This is a genomic window from Streptomyces sp. NPDC001536, from assembly GCF_042894505.1.
Taxonomy (GTDB): Bacteria; Actinomycetota; Actinomycetes; order Streptomycetales; family Streptomycetaceae; genus Streptomyces.
In genome coordinates this window covers 1,055,199-1,071,821 of record NZ_JBIAVQ010000001.1, presented here as the reverse complement: position 1 = coordinate 1,071,821, position 16,623 = coordinate 1,055,199, and the positions used below count along the sequence as shown (strand labels likewise).

Below are 16,623 nucleotides of genomic sequence, written 5' to 3'. Positions count from 1 at the left end.
GACGAGGTACGGGGCGCACTGGACGGTCGCGGAACCGGACCGGGTGCTGCGGGCCGGGACACCGCGGATGGGCCTGTGGCTGGACACCTCGGAGCTGTCGGTGGGGGAGACGGTGGAGGCGATTGCGGCGGGGAGGGAACGCGCGAGGGTCGCCTGACGTCTTCTGAGCCAAGGGGCGTTGTCAGTGGTGCCGCGTAGTGTTCCTGTCAGTGGGGAACGACGGCGGGATCCGCACCGCTCGGCCCGTCCCGCCCTGCTCGGGGACAGTGAGTTTGCACGCACGGGGGACCAATGAGCACGACCGCCACCGCCACCGCGGTGATCACACTGACCGACGACGACCTGGAACGCTTCGTCACGCACGCCTCGACGCGCCGCTGGCTGGCCGGGCCCGGACTGCCCTCCGGCATCGGCCTGCTGAGCTTCACCGAGCTGGAGCGCGAGGGCCTGCGCACGGTGACCGACGCGACCGGCGACCCCGAGGGGCGGCTCGCCGAGGAGCTGCGGGACCAGCTGGTCATAGGCGGACTGCTCGACATCGAGGGCCAGGAGACGGAACCGGTCCTGCTCGACGGCGCGACGGGCGAGGTGTCCACGACCGACTTCTGGTACGACACACCGGAGCTCATGGAGCGCCGCCCGCTGGCCCCCTCGCTGGAGAAGCTGGTGCGCTTCGCGACGGCGGCGGAGGAACTGACCGAACTGCGCGGACAGTTCGCCTCCTACGCCGGCCGCTTCGGACCGCAGGTGGCGGCGGAGGCCTCGCGTCAGCTGCTCGCGGTCTTCGAGGAGGGCGCGGACGGCGAGGTGCCGCCGTACTGGCGGATGGCGGCGCTGATCCGCCCGCTGTCCCTCGTCGCGGGCCCGGGCACGCCGTCCGGTCCGGCCCTGGACCTTCCCGCCCGTCTCCTGGACCAGGAGTTCGGGCAGGGCGGGGTCTGGCGCTTCGAGGACGTCGACTTCCCCGCCACCCTCACCCACGAACCGACCCGCCGCTTCCTGCGCGACACCGGCCTGCCCGAGGACGCCGTCCTCTTCCAGCTGGACACCGACGTCCCCCTCCCCACCCTCACCGAACACCACGCGGACGACCCCCACGCGCAACTCCCCGCCGACGCCGACCACTTGATCCGCCTCGGCCATCTGATCGAGGACAACAGCCTGCTCCTCGACGGCAGAACAGGCACGGTCCTGCACTGGAGCGAGCCCGAGGCGAGGCTGTACCCCCTCAACACCGACGTGTCCACGCTGGCCTTCACCCTCTGGCTCCTGCACCACGAGCGCTCGCTTGACGAGAACCTGGAACACGGCCTGTCCGAGGGCCCGTACGCCCAGCTGGCGGCCACAATGCTCCAGGTCCTGTCGACCGTAGACCCGACCATCACGACCACGGACGCCGACTGGCACTACTGGACGGAGGCGTTCCAGGACGAGGCGGGCGGAGTACTCAGCGCCGACTGAGGCGCCCGGGACCGGCCAGAAGGGCGATACCCCTTCTGGAGTACCGCCCTTGTGTTCCGCCTGGTCAGGATGGTGGAGGCCGTGGCGGGAATCGAACCCACGTAACTCGCTTTGCAGGCGAGTCCCTAAACCACTCGGGCACACGGCCGTGTTCGGGTCGGAGGCGTGGACTCCTTCCCGGACTGGGTGAGACGACCGTATGGCGGGGGGAGGGGGTGGCTCAAGGGGATCGCGGGGGCTGCAACGGGACTGCCATACGCCGTTCATGAACGGGGCGTCCGTCGCTGGTCGTACGACCAAGGTCCTGGCGGCGGGCCGTCTCTCGACAGGGGTCAAAGTAGGTCGTGGCCCTTACGCTGGCGACCATGACAGCCCTCGAACCGCGCGGCACCGATGCCGCGGACACCGTCCCCGACCTGGCCACTGTTGTTGAGGAGGGGGTGCTGAGCCGGCCCTATCGGGCGCTCAGTATCGGGATCGTGTCCGTGGTGCTGTTGATCGCGTTCGAGGCGACTGCGGTAGGGACGGCTATGCCCGTCGCGGCGCGGGAGCTGGACGGGGTGTCGTTGTACGCGTTCGCGTTCTCGGGGTATTTCACGACGAGTCTGTTCGGGATGGTGCTCGCCGGGCAGTGGTCCGATCGGCGGGGGCCGCTCGGGGCGTTGACCGGGGGGATCGCGGCCTTCGCGGCGGGGCTGTTGTTGTCGGGGACGGCGACCGCGATGTGGCTGTTCATCCTCGGGCGGGCCGTGCAGGGGCTGGGGGGAGGGCTCGTCATCGTGGCCCTCTACGTCGTTGTCGGGCGGGCCTATCCCGAGCGGCTGCGGCCGGCGATCATGGCGGCCTTCGCGGCGGGCTGGATCGTGCCGTCGATCGTCGGGCCGCTCGCCTCGGGCGCGGTGACCGAACACCTCGGCTGGCGCTGGGTGTTCGTCGGGATTCCGGTGCTGGTCGTGTTCCCGCTGGCCCTCGCCCTGCCGCAGATACGGCGCAGGGCCTCGGGGCCCATTGAGGGGGCTGACGGGAGCGCCTCCTTCGACCGCCGCCGTATCCGGCTCGCCCTCGCCGTTTCGCTCGGCGCCGGACTCCTCCAGTACGCCGCCCAGGACCTCCGCTGGCTCTCCCTCGTCCCCGGCGTCGCCGGTGCCGCGCTGCTGGTGCCGGCCGTGCTCGGGCTGCTCCCGCGCGGCACCTACCGGGCGGCGCGCGGACTGCCCTCCGTGGTGCTGCTGCGCGGTGTCGCCGCGGGCTCCTTCATCGCCGCCGAGTCCTTCGTCCCGCTGATGCTGGTCACCCAGCGGGGACTGTCCCCGACGCTCGCCGGTTTCTCCCTCGCCGCGGGCGGCCTCACCTGGGCGCTGGGCTCATGGGTGCAGTCACGGCCGCGGGTCGAGCCCTACCGGCAGCGCCTGATGACGCTGGGCATGGTCCTGGTCGCCGCCTCGATCGCCGCCGCACCGAGCGTGCTGATCGCCGCGGTACCCGTGTGGACCCTGGCCGTGGTCTGGGGGTTCGGCTGTTTCGGCATGGGCCTGGTGATCGCCTCCACCAGTGTGCTGCTGCTCCAGCTCTCCGCCCCTTCCCAGGCGGGCACCAACTCCGCCTCCCTCCAGATCTCCGACGCCCTGTCCAACGTCGTCCTGCTGGCGACGGGCGGCGCCGCGTTCGCGGCCCTGGGCGGTGGCACGGTGAGCCATACGGCGACGGGGGCCACCGGCTCCCACCCGGCCGCGTTCGCCGCGGTGTTCCTGCCGATGGCGGCGGTGGCCCTGGTCGGGGCGTGGGTGACGACCCGCCTCAGGGAACGGCCGGCCACACCCCGGGCCTGACCCTCACGCGCGCCCCGTGACCCGTCGTATCTCCTCGGCGAACCCCCGTACGGTCGGCTCCTCCAGCAGCGCCGCCAGCGGGATCTCCGCGCCCAGCCGCTCCCTGAGGCGGGTGACGGTCTCGACCACGTTGTACGAGTTCCCGCCGAGGTCGAAGAAGTCGTCATCGGGTTTCACGGAGTCCAGCCCGAGGGCCTCGCACCAGACGGCGGCCACCAGCTCCTCGACGTCCGCGTCCGCCGCCGGTGCGGGGCGCGACGGCGTGGTGCGGGCCGCCCGGGACTCCAGCAGCAGGCGGTCCACCTTGCCGTTCGGTGTGAACGGGACGGCGTCGAGGAGCTCGACCGTCGCCGGGACCATCGTGGGCGGAAGCCAGCCGCGCAGGGACGCGCGGACCAACGCCGTCAGCTCGGCGGCCGGCGCGGACGGCGTCTCGGGTACGACGAACGCGGCCAGCGCCTTCTCCAGTCCCGTGCCGTGCGCCACCACGACCGCCTGACGCACGCCCGCGCAGCGCCGGGCCGTCGACTCGATCTCGCCGAGCTCGATCCGGACCCCGCGGATCTTCACCTGCCGGTCGACCCGGCCGAGGAACTCCAGCGCGCCGCCGGGCCGGGCCCGTACGAGGTCGCCGGAGCGATAGAGGCGCCGGCCCGGTGCCACCGGGTGCGACTGGAGGAAGCGCTCCGCGGTCAGTTCGGGGCGGTCGAGATAGCCCAGGGCGAGGCCCGCGCCGCCGATGTACAGCTCGCCGGGTTCGCCCTCGGGCACCGGTCGGCCCTCGTCGTCGAGGACCCACAGCTCGGTGTCGGGGACGGCGGAGCCGATGAGGACCGTGTCCACGGCGGGGTCGCGCGGGCAGACCCAGGCGGTGCAGTGGATCGTGCACTCGCTGGGGCCGTAGAGATTGGTCAGGGTGGCCGTGGAGCGGGCGTGGAAGCGGTGCACCAGGTCGGCGGGGAGCGGCTCGCCGCCGGTCAGGACCTGGCGCAGACCGTCGTAGCGCTCGGTCTCGTCGCGGGCCAGCAGGAACAGTTCCAGCAGCGACACCCCGAAGTACATCGTCGTGACGCGGTGGTCGCGGATCAGCGCCGCCAGGTGGTCGGCGTCGCGCTGTCCGCCGGGGGCGGCGAGCACGAGCGTGGCGCCGGAGAGCAACGGCCAGTAGATCTCCGCGAGATACATGTCGAAGGTGCAGGTGGTGTGGTGGACGATCCGGTCGTCCTCGGTCATGGGGTGCGTGGTCTGGAGCGCGTTCATGCGGGAGACCAGGGCGCGGTGGCTGATCAGGGAGGCCTTGGGGCGGCCGGTGGAGCCGGAGGTGAAGATCAGGGCTACGGGGTCGTCCGGGGAGCCGTCCACCGGTGCCGTACGACCCTCGCGGTACTCGTCGTCCGTGAGCATCGGGACCCCGCAGCCGTCGAGGCGGTCGCGCAGGGCCCGGCTCGTCAGCACCGCGCGCGGCGCGCAGTCCTCCAGCATGCCGAGCGTGCGGGCGGGTGGATCGGCCACGTCGAACGCCGCGTGCGCGGCCCCCGCGCAGGCCACGCCCAGCACCGCGGCCACGAACTCGACCGACCGCTCGTGATAGACCGCCACCCGGTCCCCGGGCCCCAGCCCGCGGGCCCGCAGCGCGGCGGCCACGGCCAGCACCCGCTCCCGCAACCGCCCGGCACTCACCGACGTGCCGTCGGCACAGACCAGCGCGGTCCGATCCGGGTCCCGCCCGAGACGCTCCAGCAGCAACGCGTCGACCCGGTGAACGGCACCGGTGACCTCCGCGCCGCTGGCCGCGCCTGCCGAGCCGACCGCACTGACCGCGCCCGTAGCACCTGCCGTGCCTGCCGAGCCGACCGCACTGACCGCGCCCGTAGCACCTGCCGTGCCTGCCGTGCCCACCGCACTGACCGCGCCCGCCGAATCCGTCGTATCCACCGCGTCCGCCGTACCCGTCGCATCCCCCGCGCCTGTCGGCCCCGCCATACCCGCGACCCGCGCCGTACCCGGCACACCCGGCACACCCGGCACACCCGGCACACCCGCCGTACCCGGCGCACCCGCCATACCCGCGCCCCCCGCCGTACTCGCCACCCCCGTCATACGAGCCCCCAGTGATCCAGGTTCTCCGCCACCGCCGTAGCCAGCGCCCCCGGCTCGTCCACCAGCAGAAGGTGGCGCCCGGGGAGCCACACCGTGCGGGTGTGGGGGCCGAAGAGGGACCAGCCGTCGGTGCGTTCCTCCGTGCAGAGGTCGTCCTCGTCGCCGAAGACGGTCAGGAGGGGGACGCCCGGGTCGAAGGGGTCGCAGACGTAGTCCTCGACGGCTCTGATGTCCGCGACGATCGCGGGCAGCAGCAGGCCGAGCATCTCCTCGTTCGCGGCGAGGGCGTCCGGTACGCCGCCGAAGTCCCTCAGGGCGTCCAGGACTTCGGCACGGTCGCGGTTGACGTCGAGGTCGCGCAGCGGACGGCGGCCGGGGTCGGGCTTCTCGTTCACCGCCCACTGGGACACCACGACGAGGCCCGCGACACCGGCGGAGCCCGAACGCCGCAGTGCCTCCAGGGCGATCACGGCACCCGAGCAGACGCCGACCACCAGCAGGGGCGCCGAGCCCGGCAGGTCCCGGATCGTGGCGGTGACGTCCGCGGTGAGCGCGTCGAGGTCGCGCCCGGTCTCCCGGACGCGGGACTCGCGTCCGGGCAGCCGGGCCGTCGCCACCAGCCAGTCGTCCGGCGCGTGCGCGGCGAACGGCTGCCCGCTCGCCCCGCCCGCCCCGGCGTGCGGCACGATCAGCACCCGCAGCACGGCCCGCTCCGGGTCGGCCCCCGCCAGGGTCACGTTCCTTGACACCTTCTGCCCCCCTCTTGTCGTTGGTTCAGCCCGCCGAGACGAACTCCGTCAGCGCCCGCGTCAGATACCCCGGGTCGTCCGCCCCGCACAGCTCGCGCGAGGAGTGCATGGACAGTCCGGGCACGCCCACGTCCACCGTCGTCACCCCCAGCCGGGCCGCGGTGATCGGCCCGATCGACGTACCGCACGGCATGGCGTTGTTGGACACGAACCGCTGCCAGGGCACCTCGGCCCGGTCCGCGGCGGCGGCGAACGCGGCATAGCCGGTGCCGTCGGTCGCGTACCGCTGATTGACGTTGACCTTGATCACCGGGCCGCCGTTGGGCAGCGGGTGGTTGTCCGGGTCGTGCCGCTCGCTGTAGTTGGGGTGCACCGCGTGGGACATGTCGGAGGAGACGCAGATCGTGCCCGCCAGCGCCCGCGCCCAGTCCTCCGCGCCACCGCCCCGCGCGGTCACCACCCGGCCCAGGACGCGCTCCAGGAGCGGGCCCTGCGCCCCGGTCTCGGAGCCGGAGCCGACCTCCTCGTGGTCGAACGCGGCCAGGACCGGGACGCGTTCGGCGGCGCCCGGCCAGGACTGCGCGACGGTGGCCAGCGTGGCGGCGCCCGCGTGCACGGAGACGAGGTTGTCCAGGCGTGCCGAGACCAGGAACTCCCGGTCGGCGCCCAGCAGTCCGGGCTTCTGTACGTCGTGCAGCATCAGGTCCCAGCCGAGCACCTCGGCCGGGTCGAGCCCGGCGTCGGCCGCGATCCGCCGCAGCAGCGCGCCAGGGTCCGGCCGGCCCAGCGCCCAGACGGGCTGGAGCTGGCGCTGCCGGTCCAGGGCGAGGCCCTCGTTCACCGTGCGGTCGAGATGGATCGCCAACTGCGGTACCCGCAACAGCGGTTCGTCGATCTTGACCAGCTTCGCCGTGCCGTCGCGCAGGGTCAGCCGGCCGGAGACGCCGAGGTCGCGGTCGAGCCAGGTGTTCAGCGGGACCCCGCCGTAGATCTCCACGGCGACCTGGCGCCAGCCGGCCGAGCCGGTGTCCGGGGTCGGTTTCACCCGCAGGTTGGGGGAGTCGGTGTGCGCGCCGATGATCCGGAACGGGGTGTGCGCGGGCGCCCCCTCGGGGACGTACCAGGCGAGCAGCGCGCCGCCCCGTACGACGAACCGGCCGCCGCTGTGACCCGTCCACTCCTCGGTCTCCCGCAACTCCTCGAAACCGGCCTTCTCCAGGCGCTGCACGGCCTGCGCCACCGCGTGGTAGGGCGAGGAGGCGGCTTCCAGGAAGGCGAGCAGGTCTTCGTTGTGCGTGGGATCGATGGCCTTGGTCATGCGCTTATGCCTCTCCGGAGGTGGTGGGGGCGAGCAGCTCGCCGACCGCGCGGCCGGGGCTGTCGCACAGTTCGTCGAGGACGGACAGGTAGGAGTCGAGGATCCGCTCCGCCGATTTCCTGTCCCACAGGTCCGCCGAGTATTCGACATACGCCCGGTAGCCCAGCGCCGGATCGCGGCGCGGCGTCAGCCCGAACGTCAGCTCCGTGCGCGCCGCGGGCGGTGCCACGTCGTCGACCTCCACCCCGAGTCCGGGGATCTCGATCTCCACGTCGTCGGTGTTCTGGAAGACCAGCAGACACGACACCACCTCGGGCACCTCGCGCACGCCCGCCTCCCGCAGCGCCTGCCACACCTCGGCCGTCGGCAGGACGTTCGCCATGGCGGCGAGCGTCTCCGCGCCGGTGCGGGCGACCAGTTCGGCGCAGCTCTCCTCGGGCCTGACCCGGATCCGCACCGGGATGTTCGTGGAGACCAGCGACACCAGCGTCTCGGTGTCGCTGCCGTCCCGGTTGGCGTACGGCACTCCCACCAGCAGGTCCCGCTGTCCGGAGAGCCGCGCCACGGTGACGCCGAGCGCGGCGGCGGCCACGGCGAACGGGGTCACCCGGTGGACCGCGGCGAACTTCTCCACTCTGCCCCGAAGTTCGGCCGGCGCGTGGGCGCGGACGGTCTCGCCGTCGCCGCTGAGGCTTCCGGAACGGGGGCGGTCCGTGGGCACATCGAGGCGCGTGGGTACGCCGGTCAGGTGGTCGACGAAGTGCGCGGCCCGCCGGGTCCGTTCGGCGCCGCCCCGGCGTTCGAGCTGGCGGCGGGCGTGGTCGGCGGGCTGGGCCGAGGGGGCGGGCAGGGCGGGGGCGGTGCCGGACGCGGCGGCGGTGTACAGGGCGGCCAGCTCGGCGAGGAGCACGCCGTGGGACCAGCCGTCGGTGCAGATGTGGTGCACCACGAACATCAGCACCCATTCGTCCGGCGCGACCCGCAGCAGCCGCAGCCGGGGCAGGGTCGGGCGGGTCAGGTCAAAGGGTTCGTCGGCCGCCGCCCGGCAGGCCTGGTCCGCGCGCTGGGCGGCCCGTTCGGCGGGGAGCCGGCTGTAGTCGACGATCCGCAGCGGTGGCGGCGCGACGTCCACGACCTCCTGCCACCAGGCGCCCCCGCCGTCCTGGATGTATCGGGTGCGCAACGAGTGGTGGCGTCGCACCAGTTCGGTCAGGGCCGTGCGTAGGGCGTCCGTGTCGACGGGGCCGGTGAGGCGGATGCGGGTCGGCACGTTGTAGACCTGCGGCCGGGGCAGGGCGGGCTGCGCGGCGAGCATGCGGGCCTGCTGGTCGGTGACGGGGGCACGGTCCACGACGTCCTCGGCTACGTCGGCGGCCGCGCTTCCCGTCAGCGACCGGATCAGCGCGCCGAGCGTCGGTTCGGCGAAGAAGTCCGCCAGCGAGAACTCGACGCCGAGGGCGTCCCGGACCCGGTTGTGCAGCCGGATCGCGGCGATCGAACTGCCGCCCAGGTCGAAGAAGTCAGCGGTGTCGGAGAGGGCGTCGGTGGAGAGGACGGAGGCCCACAGGGTGCGCAGGGTTTCGGCCTCGTGCGGGGTGGGCGCGCTCACTGTCGCGGTGGGTGTTGTCGAGTCGCTCACTGCCGGGGCGGGTTCGGTGTCCGCCACCGTCGCGGCCTGTCCGCCGGCCATGGCCTCCAGCACCCGTTCCAGGTCGGCCAGCAGCCCTCGTACGGTCGACGCGTCGTACAGATCGGCGTCGTAGCGGATCCGCAGCCGTAGCCCGTCGCGGGTGTCCAGGGCCGCCAACGCCAGTTCCAGTGGGGCCGATTCGGTGCCGCCGGGGATCTGTTCGGCGGTGAGTCCGGGGAGCCGGAGCCGGGACAGGGGTGCGCCGTCCAGGTCCGCCGACACCGTCACCAGGGGGCGTGGGTGGCCGGGGTCGGGGTTGACGGCGGCCAACAGGGCGTCCACGTCCACGTGTTGGTGCGCGTCGGCGGCGAACAGCGCGTCCCGAGTGGCTCGTACGGCGTCCCGCAGCCCGGTCGTGCCGGTGAGCGACGCCTTCAGCGGGAGTACGGCGACATGGAAGCCGACGGTGTGCTCGGTACCGGGGCGGCGCCTCCCGAAGGTCGAGCCGACCAGGAACTCGTCCTGTCCGGACCGTTCCCGCAGCACCAACTGCCAGGCCGTGAGCAGCGTCGCGAACAGCGTCACCCCCTGCCGCCCACTCCACTCCCGCAACCGCCCGGCCCGATCCGCGCCCCAGGACACCTCCTCGGCTGCCCCGCGCCCGGCGACCCGACGCCCACGCGGTCGGTCTGTGGGGACGGCGGGGGTGGGCGGCAGGGGGTGGAGATACTCGCGCCACCACTTCAGGTCGGCGGGGTCGTAGGTGATCGACGGTCCGGCTGGGGTGGTGGGCTGCGGTCCGTGGGGGCGGGCGGGGGTGGGCGTGGTCCGGGGTCCGGTCGGGGTGGTGCCGGTGGGTGTGGCGAACGCCCGTTCATCCAGGTGGACAGGGGCGTGCGTGACCCGCAGGTCGTCCAGCGTGCTGCCCGCCGGCGCCGCGAACACCGGCTCCCTGCCCTCCGTCGCCGCCCGGTACAGCTCCTCCAGGTCCGCGGCGAGGAGTCCCGCCGAGTGGGCGTCCGTGATGATGTGGTGCAGGCCGAGGACCAGCACATGGTCGTCCGCCGCGAGCCGCAGCAGCCGGGGTGTGAACAGCGGTCCCTCGGCGAGGTCGTACGGCCGCCCGCTCTCCTCGCGCAGGACGGCGGCCACCGCCTCCGCCCCGTCGACGTCGGTCACCGTCAACTCAGGCCGCAGGTCGGGTCGTACGACCTGCTCGACGGTGTCACCGGCCGCACGGAAGATCGTCCGCAGCCCCGCGTGCCGCTCGACGAGCCCCGCCACGGCCGCGCGCAGCGCCTGCTCGGACAGGGGGCCGCGCAGCCGTACGGACTGGATCTCGTTGTACGCGGCCGGATCACCGATCAGCCGGGCAGCCAGCCAGAGCCGACGCTGAGCATCGGTCGCGGGCCCGCGCCGGACCGTCTCCACCGTGCCCGCGGCCGGCAGCGCAGCCATCTCCGCGCTCCCGCCCGGCAGCACCGCCCCCACCGAGCCCTCGCCCGGCAACACACCCTCCGGCACCGCCCCCGCCATCCGCCGCCGCAGCGCGTCCAAATGCTCAAGCCCCGCCCGCATCCGCCCCTCCGGCATCCCGAAGTCCACGAGCGCGGCGATCTCGTCGACCCCCGCCTCGCGCAGCGACTCCACCAGGGGGACGCAGGTGTCGGGTGTGCCGATCAGGGCGCGCTCGTCGCAGTAGCGGTCGTAGGCGCGGCGGAAGAGGTAGTCGAGGTCGTCGTCGGTCGCGGAGGCCACGTCTTCGGGTCCCGCGCCCGCCGCGCTCGCCGCGGACCGCATCTGGAGGGAGGAGCGCAGGTAGCGGCTCATCGGCTCCAGGGCCTCCGCGCGGGCCGTGGCGTGGTCCGGGCCGAGGTAGGTGTGGAGGAGGACGGTGACGCGGCCGGTGTCGGGATCGAGGCCGTGCTGTTCGCGGGACTTGCGGAAGTGGCGGATGTTCTCGGCGAGTTCGGCGACCGTCTGCCCCATCAGGTTGGTGACGATGCCAAGGCCGCGCCGCCCCGCCTCCTCGTACGAGGCGCGCCGCCCGGAGGTGGCGAGGAACATCGGCGGCAGCTCCTGCACCGGCCGCGGGTGGATCGTCACGTCGACGGGCTCGCCCTCGCCGCTGGTGCGCCGTACCGCACCGCCGCGCCACAGCGTCGTCACGTCGTCGAGGTGGGCGAAGGCGATCTCCTTGCGGCGCTCGAAACGGTCCGGGTGCAGCGCGAAGTCCTGGGCGTGCCAGCCGGTGGCGCAGCCGAGACCGACCCGGCCGCCGGAGAGGTTGTCGACGACCGACCACTCCTCCGCGACCCGCACCGGATCGTGCAGCGGCAGCACCACCGACCCGGCGTTGAGCCGGATCCGGCTGGTCTCGCGCGCCAACGAGGCCGCCAGTACCGCCGGGTTGGGAAAGAGCCCGCCGAAGGAGTGGAAGTGCCGCTCGGGCAGCCACAGGGAGCTGAAGCCGCGTTCGTCGGCGAAGCGGGCGGTCTCGACGAGCCGGTCGTAGGCGGAGGTGCTGTCGGCGTCGGGGTAGTCGCCGAAGAAGTACACCCCGAAGTCCGGCTGTTTCGGGCGGGGTTGGGGCCGTGTCCGCCCGACCGCAGACCGGGACGCCGGGAAGAAGCCCGCCTCCCGCAGCTCCCGCAGGGACCCCTTCACCGCGTCCGCGACCCGTTCGACGTCGGCGTCGGTGTGGGCGGTGGAGAGATAGAAACTGCGCCACTCCCAGACGTAGATGCCGCGCAACAGCAGGTGCTGGTAGAGCAGTTCCATGTCCGCGCGGTGGACGAACCGGAACATCGAACCGAAGTGGGCCAGCTCCAGGGGGAATTCCTCGTCGGTGAAGAACCGGTTGAGATCGTCGGCGAGCGCGTCCGTACGGGCGTTGAGTCGCTCCTGGAGCCCGGGGCCCTCGGCGGCGAGGTGGGTGAGGACCGCCTTGGCCGCCGCCATGGACAGCGGGTGCTGGAGGTAGGTCCCGCCGAAGAAGGTGGTCTCGGCGGTGGGGCGGCTCTCGTCGCCGTAGCGCCAGAATCCGCCGTCGACACCGTCCATGATGTCGGCGCGGCCCGCGATCGCCCCGACGGGGAAGCCGGAGCCGAGCGCCTTGCCGTAGGTGGCCAGGTCGGGCACCACCCCGAAGTGGTGCTGGGCGCCACGCGGATGCGGGCGCAGCCCGGTGAGCATCTCGTCGAAGAGCAGCACGATGCCGCGCCGCCGGGTCAGTTCGCGCAGCTCGCGCAGGAAGGCGACCGGGCGCAGGGCGGGGTTGCGGCACTGCACGGGCTCGACGAGGACCGCGGCGATGCGGTCGCCGAGGGCGTCGATGGTGGCGAGGGACTCCTGGCTGCCGTACTCCAGGACGATCAGCTCCGCGACGGCGCTGTCGGGGATGCCGCGGGAGACGGGCACGGCGCCGTCGCCCGGTCCTGGGCGGCCGAGCACCGTGTCGATATGACCGTGGTACGAGCCGCGGAACATGACGATCCGGTCGCGTCCGGTGGCCGCGCGGGCGAGCCGGATCGCGGCGGAGTTGGCCTCGGTGCCGGAGGCCGCGAACGCGACGCGGTCCATGCCGGTGAGGTCCGCGAGCAGCTGGGCGACCTCACCCGCCTCGACCGGACGCGGCCCGAACCGCAGTCCGCCGTCCAGGTGCGCGCGCACGGCCTCGGTCACACAGTCCGGCTCATGGCCGAGGAGCAGGGACCCGAAGCCCATCGTGATGTCGGTGTACGTGTTCCCGTCGACGTCCGTCAGCCGCGCGCCGCGCGCGCCACTCGCCGAGAGCGGGTACAGCGTCTCCTTCGTCGAGCGCCGGAACCCGACCACCGCCCGGCTGTCCGCGAGCACCGAACGCCGGGACTGCGCCAGCTCCTTGGAGGTCCGGGTGCGTTCCGTGAGCCGCCGGGCGAGGTCGGTGGCGTGCGCGCGCTGGGTGTCGGTGGCACCGGCGCCGGCCATCCCGGAGTCGTGGGGGAGGGTGACGCGGGGGCCGTGGACGGTGGGGGCGGACGACGTGGTGCCTGCCCGTGCCAGCTGCTCGTCCAGTCGGCGGGACAGCGCCGCGGCCCGGTCCGCCGCCGTGGCCGGGCTCATCGGGCGGCCCGCTCGGCGGTGAGCAGGGCGACGGCGTCGGAGAGCTGGGTGATCAACGAGGCCTGGGTCTCGGCCAGTACGTCGATCTGCCGCCGCAGCTCGGCGACTTCGGCCCGACTGGCGTACTCCGCCTGCCCGGGCGCCGCGGACGCTTCGGACGCTTCGGGTCCGTGCGGTGCCTGGGGTGCCTGAGGTGTCTGGGGTGCCTGGGCTGCCGCCTTCCGCGGCTCCGGTATCTGTCGTACGTCGATGATCTCGGCCCGCGGCTCCGGTGCCGGCCGTGCCAGGCGCTCCGCGATGAGCCGGGCCGTCAACTCCGGTGAGCCCGCGTCCTCCAGCAGTTCCCGCACGGCCAGCCGCACCCCGAACTCGCCCTCCAACTGCCGCAGCATGCCGATCAGTTGCAGGGAGTCCGCGCCCAGTCCGACGTAGGTCTCCCCGGCGCGCAGCCCGTCCTGGTCGTATCCCAGGTGCTGTGCGGTCAGTTCGCGTACGCGCTTGAGTACTGCCTGGTCGGTCACGTCGTTCTCCCCATCGGGTTCTCTCGCGGGTTCGTGCGCGGGTACGGCGGTGGTGGGCGGCGGTGGTGGGCCGATCCAGTACGACCGGTGCTCGAAGGGGTAGGTGGGCAACGGGATACGCCGCCCTCCGCACCCTTCGAGCAGGGCGGCCCAGTCGAGGGGCGCCCCGGCGCAGTGCAGCCGGGCCGCGGCCCGCCACACCTCGTCCGGGGTGCCGCCCGTGGGCACACAGAGGGTGTCCGGGACCGCCCGGCGGGCGAGCCGGGTCAGGGTGGTGTCCGGGCCGAGTTCCAGCAGGGCGTCCGCGGGCGCCAGGGTGTTCAGTACGGCGTGGAAGTCGGCGGTGCGGCGAGCCTGGCGGACGAGGTGGTCGGCGTCGGGCAGCCAGCCCGGGGGATGGGCGACGCCGTCCAGGCCGCTGACGAACTCGATCTCGACAGGCCGTAGTTCGGCCTTCCCGACGGCCGCGCGCAGGTCGTCGAGGACCGGGTCCAGGAGGGCGCTGTGGAAGGCGCGGTCCACCGGGAGCGGTACGCCGGTCAGGCCGCGCCCGGTCAGCAGACGCTGTGCTTCGGCGATGGCGTCGGGCGGGCCGGCCAGTACCTGGTGCTCGGGCCCGTTGGACACGGCGAGCTCCACGCGCCCGACCTCGGCGGCGAGCCGCCGGACCCGGTCCCGGTCGGCGAAGACGGCGAGCATCGCGCCGGGCGCCGTGTCCTGCATCAGCCGGCCCCGCCGGCACAGCAGCCGCATGCCGTCCGCGAGCGACAGCGCCCCGGCGGCACACAGCGCCGCGAACTCCCCGACACTGTGCCCGGCGACCGCCCCGGGCCGCACGCCCCAGCTCCGCCAGAGCCGGAGCTGGGCGACTTGCAGGGCGAAGATCGCGGGTTGCGCGAAGGCCGTGTCCCAGGGGGTGGAGGACCCGGGGGCTTCGTGGCTGAGCCGTGCGAGGAAGTCTCTCTCGCCCGTCTCCTCCTCATGGATCCGCGCGCACTCCCGCAGCACCTCGGCGACGACCGGGAAGCGGGCGGCGAGCGCGCCGGCCATGCCGGGGCCGCCTGCGCCCTGGCCGCTGAAGAGGAAGGCGGGGGTGACGGTCCGGTCGGCCGTCCCGGTCAGGGCGCCCGGCGCCCCGGCGAGGAACGCGTCCAGCCCCTCGACGAAGGGCGCGGTGACGACCAGCCGGTGGGGCAGCTGACGCCGGCCGAGCGCGGTCGTCGTCAGCAGATCCGCGGGGTCGAGATCCGGGCGCCGCACCAACTCGTCCCGGAAGGCCCGGGCATACGCGGCCAGCGCCGACGGTGTCCGCGCCGACAGCGGCAGCAGCACGGGCACCTCCCACGCACCGCGAACCTCCTCCGCGCCCCACCCGGACCCGCCTGCCGGCTCCCTTCCGGGCACGATTCCTGACAGGCTCCCGGAGCCGCCGCCCGGCACACCCACGGCCACGTCCCCCGGCGCACCTGCGGCCACGCCCCCCGGCATGCCCTGGGCCACGCCGCCCGGCGCGCTTCCGGACAAGCCTCCCGGCTCCCTCCCCGACGCGCCCCCGGACACCCGCCCCAGCTCCCTCCCCGGAGCCTCCTCCAAGATCACATGCGCGTTCGTCCCGCCCATCCCGATCGAATGGACCCCCGCCCGCCGCACCCCGCCGTTCGGCCACGGCGTCGCCCGGGTCGGCACGACGAACGGGCTGGTCTCCAGCTCAAGGAGCGGGTTGGCGCGGGTGAAGTTCACCAGGGGCGGTATCACCCCGTGCCGTAGCACCAGGATCGCCTTGATAAGGCCCGCCAGGCCCGCCGCGCTGTCCAGGTGGCCGATCGCGGGCTTGGTGGAGCCCAGCGCGCAGAAGGCCGTGCCGTCCGTGTGCGCGCGGAACGCCTCGGTGAGCGCGGCGAACTCGATCGGGTCGCCCTTGTACGTGCCGGTGCCGTGCGCCTCCAGATAGCCGAGGGAGTCGGCCGCCACGCCCGCCCGGGCCAGCGCGCCGAGCACCGCGTCCCGCTGGCCCGCGACCCCCGGCGCCGCGAACCCCCCTTTGTCGTCACCGTCGTTGGTGACCGCCGAGCCGAGGATGACCGCGTGCACGGTGTCGCCGTCGGCCAGCGCCCGGGCCAGCGGCTTCAGCAGGACCGCCGCGACCCCGTTGCCGCCGACCGTGCCGTCGGCGTCCGCGTCGAAGGCACGTACCGTGCCGCTCCGGGAGATCGTGGAGCCCTTGACGTGCCGGTGCCCGGTGATCTGGGGGAGGTGCAGGGCCGCCGAGCCCACCAGCATCAGCTCGGCGTCACCCGCCAACAGCGCCTGACAGGCCAGATGGACCGAGACGAGGGCGCTGGAGCAGGCGGTGGCGACATTGACCGCCGGGCCGCGCAGCCCGAGCCGGAAGGCGGCCCGGTTGGCGGCGAAGTCGGGATAGGTGCCGACCTGGACCTGCTTCTGCGCGATCCAGTCGTCGCCCGGCACGTCCGCGAGGTTGTTGGCGAGATAGCTGTGCAGCGAGTACAGCCGGTACCCGACGCTGCCGTACACCCCGATCCGGGCGTCGGAACCGGCGTAACCGCCGTCCTCCAGGGCGTGGTGGCAGCACTCCAGGAGCAGCCGCTGCTGCGGGTCGGTCACCTCCGCCTCGCGCCCGGTCATCCCGAAGAACGCGGCGTCGAAGCCGTCGATGCCCTCCAGCAGCGCACTGGCGCCGACGAGGTCCGGGTCGTCGAGGAGGTCCTCGGAGGCTCCCGCGGCCCGTAACTCGGCCCGGCTGAACCGTCGTACATGGGAGACGCCCGCTTCGATGTCGCGCCAGTACTGCTCGGCGGTCCCCGCTCCCGGGAACCTCAGCGCCATCCCGATGACCGCCACGCGCCGGTCGTCCGGCGTCCCTTCGTACGGCGTCCCTTCGTCCGGCACC

General features: G+C 73.5%; 7 protein-coding genes and 1 tRNA gene. 2 read left to right on the top strand and 6 right to left on the bottom strand.

Annotated elements, in window-relative coordinates; genetic code table 11:
• The first annotated feature begins 291 nt into the window (after positions 1-291).
• Positions 292-1,461, top strand: a complete 1,170-nt coding sequence (locus ACFY0U_RS04830) for an SUKH-4 family immunity protein (RefSeq protein ID WP_388630156.1) — start codon at positions 292-294, stop codon at positions 1,459-1,461.
• Between the two features lie 73 nt (positions 1,462-1,534).
• Here ACFY0U_RS04830 and ACFY0U_RS04825 read toward each other — a convergent pair.
• A tRNA-Cys gene (locus tag ACFY0U_RS04825) sits at positions 1,535-1,609 on the bottom strand.
• 217 nt (positions 1,610-1,826) lie between these two features.
• On the opposite strand from ACFY0U_RS04825, the gene ACFY0U_RS04820 reads away from it, so the two are divergent.
• Positions 1,827-3,290 carry an MFS transporter gene (locus ACFY0U_RS04820; protein ID WP_388630153.1) on the top strand — a complete coding sequence of 488 codons (1,464 nt, stop codon included), beginning with the start codon at positions 1,827-1,829 and terminating at the stop codon, positions 3,288-3,290.
• Between the two features lie 3 nt (positions 3,291-3,293).
• On the opposite strand, the gene ACFY0U_RS04815 is transcribed toward ACFY0U_RS04820, so the two are convergent.
• The 5 genes from ACFY0U_RS04815 to ACFY0U_RS04795 are packed head-to-tail and all read right to left on the bottom strand — an operon-like array spanning position 3,294 to position 16,622.
• A complete protein-coding gene (locus ACFY0U_RS04815) occupies positions 3,294-5,354 on the bottom strand; it encodes an amino acid adenylation domain-containing protein (protein ID WP_388630150.1) in 2,061 nt (686 codons plus the stop codon).
• Positions 5,355-5,386: 32 nt separating this feature from the next.
• Entirely contained in the window at positions 5,387-6,127 is a 741-nt protein-coding gene (locus ACFY0U_RS04810) for a thioesterase II family protein (protein WP_388630147.1), read from the bottom strand.
• 37 nt (positions 6,128-6,164) lie between these two features.
• The gene (locus ACFY0U_RS04805; RefSeq protein WP_388630144.1) at positions 6,165-7,457 is read right to left on the bottom strand and encodes a M18 family aminopeptidase; all 1,293 of its coding nucleotides are present in this window, start codon (positions 7,455-7,457) and stop codon (positions 6,165-6,167) included.
• A gap of 4 nt (positions 7,458-7,461) precedes the next feature.
• Complete coding sequence (locus ACFY0U_RS04800) at positions 7,462-13,191, bottom strand: MupA/Atu3671 family FMN-dependent luciferase-like monooxygenase (protein ID WP_388630141.1); 5,730 nt, start codon at positions 13,189-13,191, stop codon at positions 7,462-7,464.
• On the bottom strand, positions 13,188-16,622 hold the full coding sequence (locus ACFY0U_RS04795) for a type I polyketide synthase (RefSeq protein ID WP_388630138.1): 3,435 nt from the start codon (positions 16,620-16,622) through the stop codon (positions 13,188-13,190). The genes ACFY0U_RS04800 and ACFY0U_RS04795 overlap by 4 nt, the downstream gene beginning before the upstream one ends.
• Position 16,623 lies beyond the last annotated feature (1 nt).